The sequence below is a fragment of the Flagellimonas sp. MMG031 genome, from assembly GCF_040112705.1.
Taxonomy (GTDB): domain Bacteria; phylum Bacteroidota; class Bacteroidia; order Flavobacteriales; family Flavobacteriaceae; genus Flagellimonas.
In genome coordinates, this window is record NZ_CP157804.1 from 1,966,035 (window position 1) to 1,979,831 (window position 13,797).

The window sequence follows — 13,797 nt, forward strand, 5'->3', positions numbered from 1 at the left end:
CAAGTTTAAATATACCGATCTATTCGGTAGGGAAGCATGACCAAAATCAGTATTTTTAGTCTAAGTTTTGGAAAAGTTCGAAGAAAGTAACGTATTGGGCATGTTTTCGGAGGTCATCTCCGAAGGCATCCTTATTGTCAATGCCCAGCAACAGATAACGGCCAGTAACAAGGCGGCCAACAAAATGTTCAACTATAATGAAGGCGAACTTCTGGGCCAGCCTCTGGACATCCTTATTCCCAAGCGCATCAAGCACAAACACGGGCAATTGGCCCATCGTTTTATGGGCGAGGGCAAGGCGAGGCAGATGGGAAAAGGACTGGATTTGGTGGGTATCCGTAAAGACGGGGAGGAATTTCCTTTGGAAATCAGCCTAAACCCTTTTAAGATGAAGGAACAGCAATATGTGCTGGCCTTGATCATGGATATCACCGAGAAAAAGAAAGCGGAGCAGACCATTGATTATTGGTTTCAGATTTTCGACGAGTCGCTGAACGAAATTTACGTTTTTGATGCTGAATCCTTCATTTTTATCAATGTAAACCAAGGGGCACAGCGCAATTTGGGCTATTCTATCCAAGAGCTTACCAACATGTCGGTAATGGATATCAAACCCGAAGTATCTGCAGAAGTAATGCAGCGGTTACTGTCTCCACTTATCGCAAAACGAAGGGAGAAGGTCATTTTTGAGTCCGTTCATCGGCGAAAGGATGGGACCCACTATCCTGTGGAGGTGCACTTGCAATTGTCCTATATTGAAAAGCGAAGGGTGGGTGTAGCGATAGTGTTGGATATCACCGAACGTAAAAACTATACCCAACAACTGGAAAACACCGTCGAGGAGCGTACGGAGCAATTACGGGAAGCATTGAAGGCAGAAAAAAAGTTAAACGAGCTCAAGACAAAGTTCCTTTCCTTGGTTTCACACGAGTTCAAGACACCCTTGTCCAGCATACTTACCTCTACCTCCCTATTGACCAAATATACCACCACGGAACAGCAGGACAAACGCGATAAGCATATCGCTACCATTAAGTCCAAGGTGCGGTACCTCGATAATATTTTGACCGATTTCCTATCCATTGAACGTTTGGATTCTGGCAAAGTAAATTACGCCTTGACTTCATTTCCGTTAAGCAAATTGATCAATGAGGTGGTTTACGATGCCAATACCCTGCTCAAAGAGGGTCAACGCATACAATATCCCCAGAATATCGATGGTATAGTTATCGAGTTTGATGAAAAGATCATGGGGTTGGCACTTTCCAATCTGGTCCATAATGCCATAAAATATTCTCCTGAGGACAGCGATATCGAGCTAAAGGTACACCAAGAACGGGAACAATTAAAAATTGATGTGGTGGATCAGGGTCTTGGGGTTCCAGAGGAGGACCAACCCTTTATATTTGATCGATATTTTAGGGCCACCAACGTGCTTACGGTACAGGGCACTGGTATCGGACTCAACACGGTCCGGCAACATATGCACAACCTCAATGCTAACGTAACTTTTAAGAGTGAACTTGGGCGAGGCTCGACCTTCACTCTTCACATACCAATAAATAACAAGGAAAATGAAAAAGATCTTACTGGTTGAAGATGACACCTCGCTACGCGAAAATGTGGCCGAACTGTTGGAATTGTCCGGTTTTGAAGTTTGTACGGCATCCAATGGGCTCATAGCTGTGGACATGGCCAAAAAGGAGGTTCCCGATTTGGTACTCTGTGATATTATGATGCCCGAACTGGATGGGTATGGTGTCCTTGAGGAACTGTCCTCCCATGAAAGTACACGGCAAATTCCGTTCATTTTTGTTTCCGCCAAAACAGAAAAACAGGATGTTCGCCGAGGAATGAACCTAGGTGCGGACGATTATTTGACCAAACCTTTTGAGGAGGAGGAACTGCTGTCTGCCATCGAATGTCGATTGGAGAAGGCCAAACAGATGAACACCGTGCTCCAGGAACACCCTAAACAGGCAAAAGAAGACGAAATCCGTTCCCTGAACGAATTGAAGAATTTTTTTGATGACCACGGGGAATTGTTGTCCTACAAAAAGGACGAGACCATCTACAATAAAGGTGACCACTCCAATATGGTATATCTTATCCTGAAAGGGGTGGTGAAAAGTTGCAGTTTGGATGAAGAGGGAAAGGAATTGATCACCTCAATTTATTCGGCAGATGATTTTTTGGGCTTTACCTCCCTAACCGATCACCTGCCTTATCAAGAATACACCATAGCCATGGAAGATGTGGAACTTGCAGGAATTTCCAAGGAAAAAGTAAAGGGCATTTTGGAAGACAACAGGAGTGTGACCTTGGAATTGATGGATGTGATAACCGGAAACCTGACCGACATCAAAAAGCAATTGTTGCAAATGGCCTACAGTTCTGTAAGGAAGAAAACGGCCCAGACCCTTTTGCTCTTTTCCAAGGCCATTAATAGGGATAAGGACGGCGCCCTTAAAATAGCCCGTAGCGACTTGGCGGGTGTGGCCGGGATTGCCACCGAAAGCCTTATCCGTACACTTTCCGATTTTAAGAACGAAGGACTCATCGCTATAGAAAACCGCACTATTTCAGTAATCGACAGGGAGGCATTGGCACGTGTAAATTGAAAAAAATCGGTCATGATGGGGCGTAAGTGATATTTATCATTCCATTATTTTTTGCGAATGTCCATATTGCGCCATCAATTCATGACAGATGAAGAATATTCTGGTCCCAACCGATTTTTCGGAGAATTCTGTTCGGGCGCTAAAGTATGCCCAAATGCTGTTCGATTCCGAAGAATGTAACTTTTATATCCTATATGTCGGTACCCTTCTGGACACCAAGAACGATGCTGAAACCATGCAGTATGGCGATGGGGATTCCGAGAATACAAAAAGAAAACTTGCCGATTTGGTAAAAGATACCAGGGCACATAGTACCGAGGCCAATCATTTCTTTTTTTCATTGCACGAGTACGGTTTTTTTATCCCAACGATCAAAAAACATTTGGACGAACAAAACATTGATCTAATTGTCATGGGTACCAAAGGGGCATCGGGTATCAAGGAAAAAGTGATCGGCACCAATACCGGGGATGTGATTACCAAGGTGCAGTGCAATACCCTTGTGGTTCCTGAGCAAGTTGAACTTTCCAAACCCCGCGAAATTGCCTTCCCAACCGATTTGAACATCTTCTACTCGTTAAAAATGCTTCGGCCCATGATTGAAATGGTGCAATTGGGCAAGTCAAAGTTTCGAATTATGCATGCACTGCAGGCAGGCGACCATCTGAACGAGGAACAAAAGAACAACAAGGAATACCTTTTGGATTTTATGAAGGAAACCTTTCCAGAGAGCCACAGCTTTCATACCATAACCAACAAAAAGGTAAAGTCGGCCATTCAGTGTTTTGTGGAGAGCCGGGAAATCGACATGATGTTCATGGTGGCCAAGAACCTGAATTTTATCCAACAGATCCTGTTCGATTCCATTGTGGAGCAAATCAGTTTTCACACCAAGATTCCATTCTATGTAATCCACGAATAGTACATTGGAAAAAAATCGTCCAATCTGATGTAAATCATAGATAATCAGCAACGGAACGGGTAGCTTTGATACTGTAGGAACCAAAAATCGAGAACCATGATCAAAGTACTTTTGCCCACTGATTTTTCGGAAAATGCTTTTCATGCCATTACCTATGCAGTAAAGCTATTGGAACACGCCACTTGTACCTTCTACTTGGTACATGCCTATACCCCTCCGGTGTATAGGGTAGACTATGCCTTGGGCAGTCCAGGACAATTGGGCCTGCCCGATGACGAAAGGAACAAGGCAGAGGAAGCCTTGGAACGTACCAAAAAGAAGATAAAGTCACTATTGCCCGTATCCCGGCACAGCTTTGTTACCCATGCCGCCTTCAACTCCTTGGCGGAGGAACTGGAATCGGTTTCCCAAAAAGAGGATATCGATTTTATTGTGATGGGCACCCAAGGAGCCACAGGAGCCAAAGAAATTCTATTTGGTTCGAACACAGTACAAGTAATCCAGAAATCATCGGTTCCGGTATTGGCCGTTCCCGCTGAATTCGAATACCGTCCGCTCCAAAATATGTTGTTTCCCACCGATTACGAAGTGGAATTTAAAAAGGCCAATTTGGAAACGGTACTCCAGCTTTTGAAACTGTCCCGTGCCAAATTGCACGTTTTGCACATAAGCTCTCCCGAAGGCCTTGATGAGAGCCAAATGGATAATAAGGGCTATCTGGAAGGTCGCCTTTTGGAACGGAACCATCAATTTTATGATATGCCCGACCAAGATTTGATTGCCGCCATCAACGATTTTCAGGATACGGTGTCTGTGGACATGTTGGCCATGGTCAGGAACAAGCATACGTTTTTGGAGCGCCTCTTTATAGCGCCTACCATCAGAAATATTGGTTTGCACAGCAAAGTGCCTTTTTTGGTATTACCGTTAAACCCTTAATCCGTTGCCATGTTACACATTTTAGCACCCACCGATTTTTCGAACAACTCCTATAATGCGATTTATTATGCAGCCCGGTTGTTCGCCGATACCGATAGCGAATTTCATATCGTACACGTTTGCGGTACCGAGGGAAGTTCCGATTTGGAAAGCTCAAAATTGGAATCCACCAAAAACTTGGATGCCCTGCAGCACCGGCTCATTCGTGATGTGGGCAAAAACAACAAGCATTCGTGGAAAAAGGTTTCCCTGTGCTCCGATATGGCCAAAGGCATTGCTGATTATGCCAAGGAAAACGATATGGATCTTACAGTCATCGGCAACAAGGCAAAGGAAGAAGTAAAAGACATTCTTTTTGGGAACAATGCCATGCAATTGGTGCGGGAGATTGCCCATTGCCCAGTACTCATCATCCCCTTGGAAATTGATTTTAAAAGGGTCGATAAGATGGCTTTTGCATCAAATTATGTGAGGCCTATTCACGCAGAAAGCGTTAGTGCACTTCAGTTTTTTAGTGCGTTACTGGATAGTGTCATTGTTCCCATGACTATCGAAGACGATAAAGGGAACGACGCCTCAAAGCAAAATAGGGCGGATTTTTTGGAGGCCATTTCCGAGAGCGCATCCAAAGAGGTCAAACTCCCGGTGTTCGAGGGCAAGGTAAACACCATATTGGAATTTGTGGACCTATGGAGCATTGATATGCTTTGCATGGTGTACTATCCCCATCATTTCTTTTTGGAATTTATAGGAAAGGGAATCATCAAAGAGCTCAATACAAAATTGAAGATTCCCTTTTTGATCCTGCCCGATACGTCCAACTGACGAAAATCATAGGGCAGTTTTCTGACCTTGCTTATTATATAATGGGTTAAAAGGGATGGAAAGCGAAGGAGCCATCCGAAAGAAAATGATAATTGAAAAATTGATGAAACTATGAAGCAAATAGGAATTTGGTTGGACAAGCAGGAAGCCAACGTTGTGGTATTGAACAATGGGAAGGAAAGTATGTTCACTATTCCTTCGGAATTGGATTTTTTCAACCCCAAAGGCGGGGCACGATCCAAGACCAAATGGGGACCACAGGACGTAGTGCAGGACAGCAAGTATTTGGAAAGGGAAAAACATCAGTTAAAAAAGTATTTTGATACGCTTGCCAAAAAGGTTTCCGATGCCGATGAACTTGCCATTTTTGGCCCTGCCGAAACTCCTGATAAGTTTACGGATGCCTTAAAATCTAGACACTCGGCCCTAGCCGGCAAAATCAAATTGACGGAGACAGCCGATAGTATGACCGAAAACCAGTTTAAAGCATTGGTAAAACGCTCTTTTGGAATGGATGACCGATATCCCGAAGGCGATTAAGATTGCCCCGGAACATGATTTAGGTCATTTCATAGCTAGCTAGTTTGTACTACATTCAATCCAAATTTAATGTAACTGCCGTAACGATGAAGAGGGAGAGACAAATAGCGGTAATGCATGGAGAATTACAGACATGGAAATCCTATCTGCAGTTTATAGCGGATGAGATGGCTTTTATTCAAAGACTACTCGATTCCTATGTATTTGAGCCACGGACTCCCAAATTGTTCGAACGTTTGGAAAACTTCAAACAACACTTCGATAGTTCCAAGGCCGAACGCTGTTCGTTATCGGAATTCATCAAAAATCATGAAAATGGACTGGGCGGCATCTTTGAATGCACGCAAGATGAGTGCGATGGCCATTACTACGAAAAACACTTAAGCCTCAAGAATAGAGTGGACCGGTATATTGAGACTTACATCAATTTGAAAAAAGAGGTGTACGATTATGCTGGGGCCATACTCAAGAAAAAGAAGCCCTTGTACTGATGTGGCGTTGACCATATCGGAGAGTCAAGCAATTATTTAATCTGTTAAATCAACTAGTTATGTCATTGGTAAAATTGGACGGAAAGCGATTTCCATGGAACGAAAGACTGATTGATTTTTTCAGTCGGGATGCATTTGTGGATGATGATTTTTTCAATTTGGAGAAAACCCATCCATCCATGAATGTCAAGGAACACAAAGATGATTTTGAAATTGAGTTTGCCGCACCGGGATTTGAAAAGAAAGATTTCAAGATTACTATGAAAGATGATGTATTGGAGGTTTCGGCCCAAAAGCGTAAAGAGAAGACCGAAGAGGAAGAGAACTTTACCCGAAGGGAGTTCAACTACAATGCATTTACCAGAAGTTTACAACTGCCACCCACCGTAGATCGCTCCAAAGATGTTAAGGCGGTGTACCAAAACGGTATCCTTACCCTTAAGGTCCATAAAATGGAAGCGGCCAAAAACAACCAAAAAAAGGTGATTGAAGTGGCATAGTTAAAAACCAGCGGCAGATGGTTTCCGTCTGCCGCAAAATGTAATTCAGTGATGGAAACAAAATCGAACAAACGACAATATCGGGAATGGTTCAGTGCAGATGAGCTGCACGAAGAGACCAACAATGGTGTTCCGAGATGAAATTTGCCCGGGACGAGCAAAAATTCCTGAACAGCATGATCAAGGACTATACCTTGGACATCATCGACTCCGACATGTTCAAAACCATACAGCCCATTGTGGATGCGTTGAACATCTGCGAAAGGGATTTGGTGGAACTCTTCAAAAAGGTGCAGCTGCACGAAAACCAGCTCCAAATTATGGTAGATGAGGTCAACCAAGAGAAAATGGAGGCCGCTTATCTGGATACGCACAACGACCTTGCCAAGGAAGTATCGGATTACTTTGTACGGTACCGTGATGCAAAAAACAAGATTTTCGATATCGTATCCCAGGTAATGAAGCGCAGAAGACAAAAACGATTATTGAATTAATATAGCTCTTAAAAGGATGAAAGTACTGGTGTACAGTGCCAAGGATTTTGAAATAAAGAACTTGGAGAAAGCGAACAATGGAAAGCATAAAATAAGGTTTGTTCCAGAAGCCTTGGATACCACAACGGCGGTTATAGCGGCAGGATATGATGCCGTGTGTATCTTCTCCAACGATGATGCCAGCCTTGTGGTACTCGAAATTCTCCATGACCTTGGCGTAAAGTACATCACCCTGCGATCCACGGGCTACAACAATGTCAGCGTAAAATCGGCCAAGCGCATCGGGTTGAAGGTGGCCTATGCCCCAGAGTATTCGCCACATGCCATTGCCGAACATGCCGTAGGCCTTTTGCTGGCTTTGGACCGCAAGTTGGTTCAGGCCAACACTCAGGTAAGGGTCTTTAATTTTACGTTGGACAATCTTATAGGCTCCGACCTGAACGGAAAGACAGTGGGTATCTTCGGAACGGGACGGATCGGTTCCATTTTGGTGAAAATATTCCATGCTTTCGGATGTAAGGTCGTAGCCCACGACCTGGAGCGCAATCACTATTTGGAAAATCATTACGAAGTGGAATACCTTCCTTTGGAAGAACTCTGCAGGAAGTCGGATATCGTAAGCATTAATACTCCGCTAAATTACAATACCCATCATATTTTTAATACAACGCTTCTCATGGCCATGAAGCCAGGTGCCATATTGATCAATACAGCTCGTGGGGGCATTATAAAAACAGAGGATGTACTGGCAGCACTCAAAAACGGTAGGCTTGGTGGCTATGCAACCGATGTATATGAGCACGAAAGGGGCATCTTCTTTAAGGACCATAGCAAGAATGGCATTACTGACGAACAGCTGAAAGAGCTGATTGCCCTGCCCAATGTGCTGCTGACCCCTCACCAAGCCTTTGCTACCAAGGAAGCCCTTGTTCGTATTGCTGAGACTACCATCCACAACTTGGATTGTTGGGAGGAAGGGAAAACCAATACCAACGAGCTTGGTTTTGAAACCATTATGTTATAGGAGTGGGCTCAATAGCTTGGCAAAGCCTTCGATCAACTTTTTGGTCCAAGGCCGGTTTTTATGTGCTTCGTAATCATCCAACAGCAAGGATCGTTCACAATCTTTTAAAAAATCCGATTTCATCTGTTGACAAAGGGGTGCATCGTACACAAAGACCTGGGCCTCATAATTTTGTTGAAGGCTCCGATTATCCAGATTGGCCGTTCCAATGCTGGCGATTTCATCGTCACAGAGCATTACTTTGCTGTGCAGAAAACCATCAGCGTAGAGATAAATTTTGATTCCTGCCTTTAGATAGGATTCAAAATACGCCCTTACGCACCAATCCACCAGTTTGATATCGGTGCTGGTCGACATCAATATCCGAACATCCACACCGCTGAGCGCTGCGGTCATTAAGGCCTGTAAAATGGCATGGTTAGGGATAATATAGGGGTTAACGATGTAAAGATATTTCTCCGCACTGTTGATGATGGAAAAATACACCTGTTCCATCACATCAAAATCATCATCCGGACCGCTGGGCACAATTTGTAGGGAAGTATCGCGTTCCAAGGTTTTATGAATGTTGAAGGTAGAAACATCTACCTTTTTCTCGCTCGCCAGAAACCAGTCGGTCACAAACAATCGATTTAAAAAATCTACTGCCTCGCCCTCGATCTTCAAGTGGGTATCGTGCCATTTGCCTAAGGCAGGGTCACCCTTTAGGTATTTATCCGAAATGTTGATACCTCCCGTAAAGCCGATTTTGTTGTCGATTATAATGATTTTTCGATGGTTCCTGTAATTCAATGAAGCCAAGAACCTGCCAAATTTAAAAGGGAGGAATTGGGCCGTTTCCACACCTATTTCGTTTAATTTTTTCAGGTATTTTTTGCTTAGCGAATAACTGCCTATACCATCATATAGTAATCGAACGGTCACATTTTCATTCACTTTACGTTCAAAGACATCCAAAAGCCTATCCGCCAACAGTCCATCCTCAAAAATATAATACTGCAAGTGGATGTGGTCTTGGGCTTCTTCGAGGGCATGGAAGATGTGCTCAAAAGTTTGTTGCCCATCTTTTAAAAGCTCCAAGTCGTTGTGGCAGGTAACTGGGCATTTGGCCGTTTTGGTAATCAAGGAAGTGATTTTGTGCTTGTTTATGGATAGTTTAGGGTCACAATGGATCTCTTCCGATTGTTCCAACGGGCCAAACTCATTTTTGAGGGAAAACATTTTACTTTTTCTCCTGTTCCTGCCAAATAAAAGGTAAAGAAGAATCCCTGCCACCGGAATGGTAAAAATGGCCAGTAACCAAGCCAAGGTTTTGCTGGGCCTGACCCCGTTCAATAACAGGCTTACTACCATGATCAGGGCAATCAATATGTAGAGGCCGATAAGAATGGGAATGAGCATCCGTTGGTATTGAGCTGTTTGAAATACATTGACAAGGTAGTAAAAGTATTTTGCCAATAAAATTGGGCTGGTCAATCATAGGAATGTTAAAATATCACTGATTGATTCATGCCTTTCAAATTATGTGGACAAAAAGTGTAACAAATCTGTAAAAATTGATACCAAAAAATGCGGTCCAGCCACTCACAAAGATGAAAAAGGCGTCTGCTTTTGGATTTTAGGTTAAAATTAACATAAAGCTACAAGAGCACTCCTTAATTTTAAGACCCATGGATTTGAATGGATTATTTTACATACATACCCACCTTTTATCAACTCAGAATAAATCAAATAACTAACATATGAAACGAAGAGATTTTGTACAGTACGCTGGTATGGGTGCAGGGGCCATGATGATGCCCTCGCTTCTTATGGGAAACAATATTCCCGCGGAAGCACTGCTCGAACCAGGGATGGATACCGTACTCAAAAAGAAAATGGCCGATGTTGCCCTTAACACGGCAAAGTCCATGGGAGCCACCTATGCCGATGCAAGGATAGGAAGATACCTGAACCAATATGTCTTTACCAGGGAAGATAAAGTACAGAACGTAGTGAACACCGAATCCTTTGGAATCGGAATCCGTGTGATTGCCAATGGCACCTGGGGATTCGCTTCTACCAACGATGTCACCGAGGATGGGATCAAAAATGCAACCCAACAGGCCGTAGCGATTGCCAAGGCCAATTCTAAAATCCAAAAAGAACCCGTGGTCTTAGCGCCTGTGCAAGGGCATGGCGAGGTTTCGTGGAAAACACCTATCCAAAAGGACTTTAAAGAAGTACCTATTTCCGAAAAAGTGGACCTTTTGTTGAGTGCCAATGCCGCTGCCATGGAAAATGGGGCCAACTTTGTGAACTCTGCCCTCTTTATGGTGAACGAGCAAAAATATTTTGCCTCTACCGATGGGTCGTACATTGACCAAGACGTACACCGTATCTGGCCGACCTTTAACGTGACGGCCATTGACCGTCAGGCGGGTAAATTCAAGAGCCGTCAGGCCTTGAGCGCCCCTATGGGAATGGGTTATGAGTATATGGATGGATTGGAATCCGAAAAATTGTCCGGTCCCGAGGGAATCAAGCTTTACAATAGAAGCTACGATATTGTGGAAGATGCCACCATGGCCGCACAACAGGCCAAGCAAAAGCTTTCTGCAAAATCTGTTGAAGCTGGTAAATACGACCTGGTGTTGGAACCTAATCACCTTGGTTTGACCATCCACGAATCAGTAGGTCACCCACTGGAACTCGACCGTGTGCTTGGATACGAAGCGAATTATGCGGGAACCAGTTTTGCCACCTTGGATAAATGGGAATCCAAGGACTTTAACTACGGAAGCGATATCGTAAACATTGTGGCCGATAAGACCCAGGTAGGATCTTTAGGTGCGGTAGGTTATGATGATGAAGGCGTGAAGACCAAAAAATGGGATTTGATTCGTAACGGAACATTGGTGAACTACCAAGCGATCCGTGACCAAGTCCACATGATTGACCAAAATGAATCACATGGTTGCTGCTACGCCCAGAGTTGGGAAGATGTGCAGTTCCAGCGTATGCCCAATGTTTCCTTGGAACCCGGTACCGAAAAGTACTCGTTGCAGGACATGATCAAGGATGTAGACAAAGGAATCTACATTTTGGGCCGTGGTTCGTATTCCATCGATCAACAGCGTTATAACTTCCAATTTGGAGGAACCTTGTTCTACGAAATCAAGAATGGTGAGATAGCCGGTATGCTGGAAGATGTGGCCTACCAATCCAATACCCAAGAATTTTGGAATTCCTGTGCAAAAATCTGTGACAAAGACGACTACCGATTGTTCGGTTCCTTCTTTGATGGTAAGGGGCAACCCTCCCAAGTCAGTGCCGTTTCCCACGGAAGCTCCACTTCCAGATTTAACGGAATCAATGTAATCAATACAGGTAGGACCATTTAAGGTTTATTCAAATTAAATACTAAGACAATGGCTATATATACTAGAGAAGAAGCAAAAAAGATTTTGGAAAAGGCATTGAGCTTTTCCAAGGCCGATGCCTGCGAAATAAACCTGAGTGGAAGGAACAGCGGAAACATTCGTTACGCACGAAACACCGTGTCCACGGCAGGATATCAATCCAACCAAAGCTTGGTGGTACAATCCAGCTTTGGCAAAAAGGTGGGAACGGCAACCATCGATGAATTTGACGATGCATCCTTGGAAAAAGTGGTCAGAAGGGCAGAGGAGCTCGCGCAATTATCTCCCGAAAACCCTGAGTTTATGCCGCCCTTGGGACCACAAACATACGATGAGGCTATCACATACAAGGAATCGACTGCCAACATCACTCCGGAGTACCGAGCTGAGGTGGCCAATAGCAGTATTGTTCCCGCCGCTGCAAAAGATGTAACTGCAGCAGGCTTTTTGGATGATTCGGCCCAATTTTCGGCCATGATCAATTCCAATGGACTGTTTGCCTACAACCAATCCACCAACGTGGATTTTACGGTGACCATGCGTACCAATGACGGTACAGGTTCCGGTTGGGTGACCCGCGATTATAACGATATTGACAAGTTTGACGCTGCCGAAGCATCAAAAATAGCAATAGACAAGGCAGTGATGTCCCGAGAGGCGCGTGCCATAGAGCCCGGTAAGTACACTGTGATCTTGGAACCGGCCGCATCCGCAGATCTTTTGCGTAATATGTTTGGTTCTTTCAATGCAAGGTCTGCCGATGAAGGAAGAAGCTTTATGTCCGCTAAGGACGGTGGCAATAAATTGGGACAAAAGATTGTGGACGAAAGAGTGAATCTTTGGTCCGATCCCTTACATCCCGATGTGCCTACCTCCACATGGAACGGAGCGGGACAGCCTTTGAAGAAAACCAGTTGGATCGAGAACGGGGTGGTCAAAAACTTGGCCTATGACCGTTACTGGGCAGAGCAAAAGGGTGTTGAGCCCGTGCCCTTCCCAAGCAATGCAATTATGGAAGGCGGCGACGAAAGTTTGGAAGACATGATCAAAGGAACCAAAAAGGGTATTTTGGTGACACGCTTTTGGTATATCCGAAGTGTAGACCCACAAACCTTGCTATATACTGGTTTGACCCGGGACGGAACGTTCTACATTGAAAATGGACAGATCAAATTCCCTGTAAAAAACTTCAGGTTCAATGAGAGTCCAATCATTATGTTGAACAATTTGGAATCGCTCGGGCAACAGGTTCGTGTAAACGGTAACCTGATACCTTACATGAAGATTCGCGACTTTACGTTCACCAGTCTTTCCGACGCGGTATAAGCATAATACACACAACAGACTGGTGGTCGACTTGGTATCGACCGCCAGTTTTTTATTTTGGCAAAGATTTTAGCCTACGACCCAAATGGCATTGGATAACGAATTTTTTTTCACACGCTTGCAGTATGAATCAGGAGATTGGGATGTGGATCAGCGTATGCCCTCCAATTTGCTGAATTCCTTGGTTGAATACACTACACTTAAGGTAGATACACAGGAAAAAATCATCCCGTTGGCCAGTGACGATATCTTTAAAAGCCCGTTTTGTTATATCTCCGGCCATAAACTGGTGCAGTTCACCAAAAAGGAAAGGGAAAATTTTGAAAAGTACGTCCGCAACGGCGGTTTTGTCTTTGCAGATGACTGCAACCACGATATTGACGGTCTTTTTGCTAAATCCTTTGAACGCCAAATGGAAGAAATTTTTGGGGCTGGCGAATTGAAAAAAATTCCCAACGATCACGAAATCTACACCATTTTTTTTGAGTTTGATGATGGTCCACCTACCACTTCCCAAGAATTGAACGGATGGGGAGATGATTTGGTGCACGAATACCTCAAGGCCATCGTCATCAACGGACGCATAGGCGTGCTCTACAGCAACAAGGATTATGGATGCGAATGGGATTACGATTTTAGAAACAAACGATGGTACAAAATCGACAACACCCGTTTCGGGGTCAACATCGTGCTGTACGCATTAACTTCTTAACA

General features: G+C 44.1%; 14 protein-coding genes. 13 read left to right on the forward strand and 1 reads right to left on the reverse strand.

The genetic code is table 11. The features are described 5' to 3' along the window. Positions 1-67: 67 nt before the first annotated feature. From ABNE31_RS08835 to ABNE31_RS08880, 10 genes are all read left to right on the forward strand, one after another. The gene (locus tag ABNE31_RS08835; protein WP_349350943.1) at positions 68-1,597 is read left to right on the forward strand and encodes a PAS domain S-box protein; all 1,530 of its coding nucleotides are present in this window, start codon (positions 68-70) and stop codon (positions 1,595-1,597) included. Further along, positions 1,575-2,621 (forward strand): response regulator, encoded by a 1,047-nt coding sequence (locus ABNE31_RS08840; protein ID WP_306014247.1) that lies wholly within the window; start codon positions 1,575-1,577, stop codon positions 2,619-2,621. Before ABNE31_RS08835 ends, ABNE31_RS08840 begins: the two co-directional genes overlap by 23 nt. Before the next feature lie 88 nt (positions 2,622-2,709). Beyond that, positions 2,710-3,543 carry a universal stress protein gene (locus tag ABNE31_RS08845; protein WP_349350944.1) on the forward strand — a complete coding sequence of 278 codons (834 nt, stop codon included), beginning with the start codon at positions 2,710-2,712 and terminating at the stop codon, positions 3,541-3,543. 96 nt (positions 3,544-3,639) lie between these two features. Further along, a complete protein-coding gene (locus ABNE31_RS08850; protein WP_349350945.1) occupies positions 3,640-4,482 on the forward strand; it encodes a universal stress protein in 843 nt (280 codons plus the stop codon). A 9-nt stretch (positions 4,483-4,491) separates the two neighbouring features. After that, positions 4,492-5,307: a universal stress protein gene (locus ABNE31_RS08855; protein WP_349350946.1), complete on the forward strand. Its 816-nt coding sequence runs from the start codon at positions 4,492-4,494 to the stop codon at positions 5,305-5,307. A gap of 111 nt (positions 5,308-5,418) precedes the next feature. Further along, complete coding sequence (locus tag ABNE31_RS08860; protein ID WP_349350947.1) at positions 5,419-5,847, forward strand: hypothetical protein; 429 nt, start codon at positions 5,419-5,421, stop codon at positions 5,845-5,847. An 86-nt stretch (positions 5,848-5,933) separates the two neighbouring features. Beyond that, positions 5,934-6,338, forward strand: a complete 405-nt coding sequence (locus ABNE31_RS08865; protein ID WP_179384722.1) for a hypothetical protein — start codon at positions 5,934-5,936, stop codon at positions 6,336-6,338. Between the two features lie 59 nt (positions 6,339-6,397). After that, complete coding sequence (locus ABNE31_RS08870) at positions 6,398-6,838, forward strand: Hsp20/alpha crystallin family protein (protein WP_179384723.1); 441 nt, start codon at positions 6,398-6,400, stop codon at positions 6,836-6,838. Positions 6,839-6,975: 137 nt separating this feature from the next. Beyond that, a complete protein-coding gene (locus ABNE31_RS08875; RefSeq protein WP_349350948.1) occupies positions 6,976-7,332 on the forward strand; it encodes a hypothetical protein in 357 nt (118 codons plus the stop codon). A gap of 16 nt (positions 7,333-7,348) precedes the next feature. After that, on the forward strand, positions 7,349-8,356 hold the full coding sequence (locus tag ABNE31_RS08880) for a 2-hydroxyacid dehydrogenase (RefSeq protein ID WP_349350949.1): 1,008 nt from the start codon (positions 7,349-7,351) through the stop codon (positions 8,354-8,356). Here the strand turns inward: ABNE31_RS08880 and cls are convergent. Next, positions 8,351-9,757: a cardiolipin synthase gene (gene cls / locus ABNE31_RS08885; protein ID WP_349350950.1), complete on the reverse strand. Its 1,407-nt coding sequence runs from the start codon at positions 9,755-9,757 to the stop codon at positions 8,351-8,353. The two genes, ABNE31_RS08880 and cls, sit on opposite strands and share 6 nt — an antisense overlap. Positions 9,758-10,098: 341 nt before the next feature. On the opposite strand from cls, the gene ABNE31_RS08890 reads away from it, so the two are divergent. The 3 genes from ABNE31_RS08890 (at position 10,099) to ABNE31_RS08900 (ending at position 13,795) form a co-directional block, all read left to right on the forward strand. After that, the gene (locus tag ABNE31_RS08890; protein WP_179384727.1) at positions 10,099-11,739 is read left to right on the forward strand and encodes a TldD/PmbA family protein; all 1,641 of its coding nucleotides are present in this window, start codon (positions 10,099-10,101) and stop codon (positions 11,737-11,739) included. A 27-nt stretch (positions 11,740-11,766) separates the two neighbouring features. After that, complete coding sequence (locus ABNE31_RS08895) at positions 11,767-13,083, forward strand: TldD/PmbA family protein (RefSeq protein ID WP_179384728.1); 1,317 nt, start codon at positions 11,767-11,769, stop codon at positions 13,081-13,083. Positions 13,084-13,174: 91 nt separating this feature from the next. Then, complete coding sequence (locus tag ABNE31_RS08900) at positions 13,175-13,795, forward strand: DUF4159 domain-containing protein (RefSeq protein WP_218847531.1); 621 nt, start codon at positions 13,175-13,177, stop codon at positions 13,793-13,795. Positions 13,796-13,797: the final 2 nt, after the last annotated feature.

Bases quoted from the DNA above. Each gene is read 5' to 3' on its own strand.
- ABNE31_RS08875 (WP_349350948.1), top strand. From the start codon at position 6,976: ATGAAATTTGCCCGGGACGAGCAAAAATTCCTGAACAGCATGATCAAG.
- cls (WP_349350950.1), bottom strand. From the start codon at position 9,757: ATGCTCATTCCCATTCTTATCGGCCTCTACATATTGATTGCCCTGATC.
- ABNE31_RS08860 (WP_349350947.1), top strand. From the start codon at position 5,419: ATGAAGCAAATAGGAATTTGGTTGGACAAGCAGGAAGCCAACGTTGTG.
- ABNE31_RS08850 (WP_349350945.1), top strand. From the start codon at position 3,640: ATGATCAAAGTACTTTTGCCCACTGATTTTTCGGAAAATGCTTTTCAT.
- ABNE31_RS08865 (WP_179384722.1), top strand. From the start codon at position 5,934: ATGAAGAGGGAGAGACAAATAGCGGTAATGCATGGAGAATTACAGACA.
- ABNE31_RS08870 (WP_179384723.1), top strand. From the start codon at position 6,398: ATGTCATTGGTAAAATTGGACGGAAAGCGATTTCCATGGAACGAAAGA.
- ABNE31_RS08890 (WP_179384727.1), top strand. From the start codon at position 10,099: ATGAAACGAAGAGATTTTGTACAGTACGCTGGTATGGGTGCAGGGGCC.
- ABNE31_RS08855 (WP_349350946.1), top strand. From the start codon at position 4,492: ATGTTACACATTTTAGCACCCACCGATTTTTCGAACAACTCCTATAAT.
- ABNE31_RS08840 (WP_306014247.1), top strand. From the start codon at position 1,575: ATGAAAAAGATCTTACTGGTTGAAGATGACACCTCGCTACGCGAAAAT.
- ABNE31_RS08880 (WP_349350949.1), top strand. From the start codon at position 7,349: ATGAAAGTACTGGTGTACAGTGCCAAGGATTTTGAAATAAAGAACTTG.
- ABNE31_RS08845 (WP_349350944.1), top strand. From the start codon at position 2,710: ATGAAGAATATTCTGGTCCCAACCGATTTTTCGGAGAATTCTGTTCGG.
- ABNE31_RS08895 (WP_179384728.1), top strand. From the start codon at position 11,767: ATGGCTATATATACTAGAGAAGAAGCAAAAAAGATTTTGGAAAAGGCA.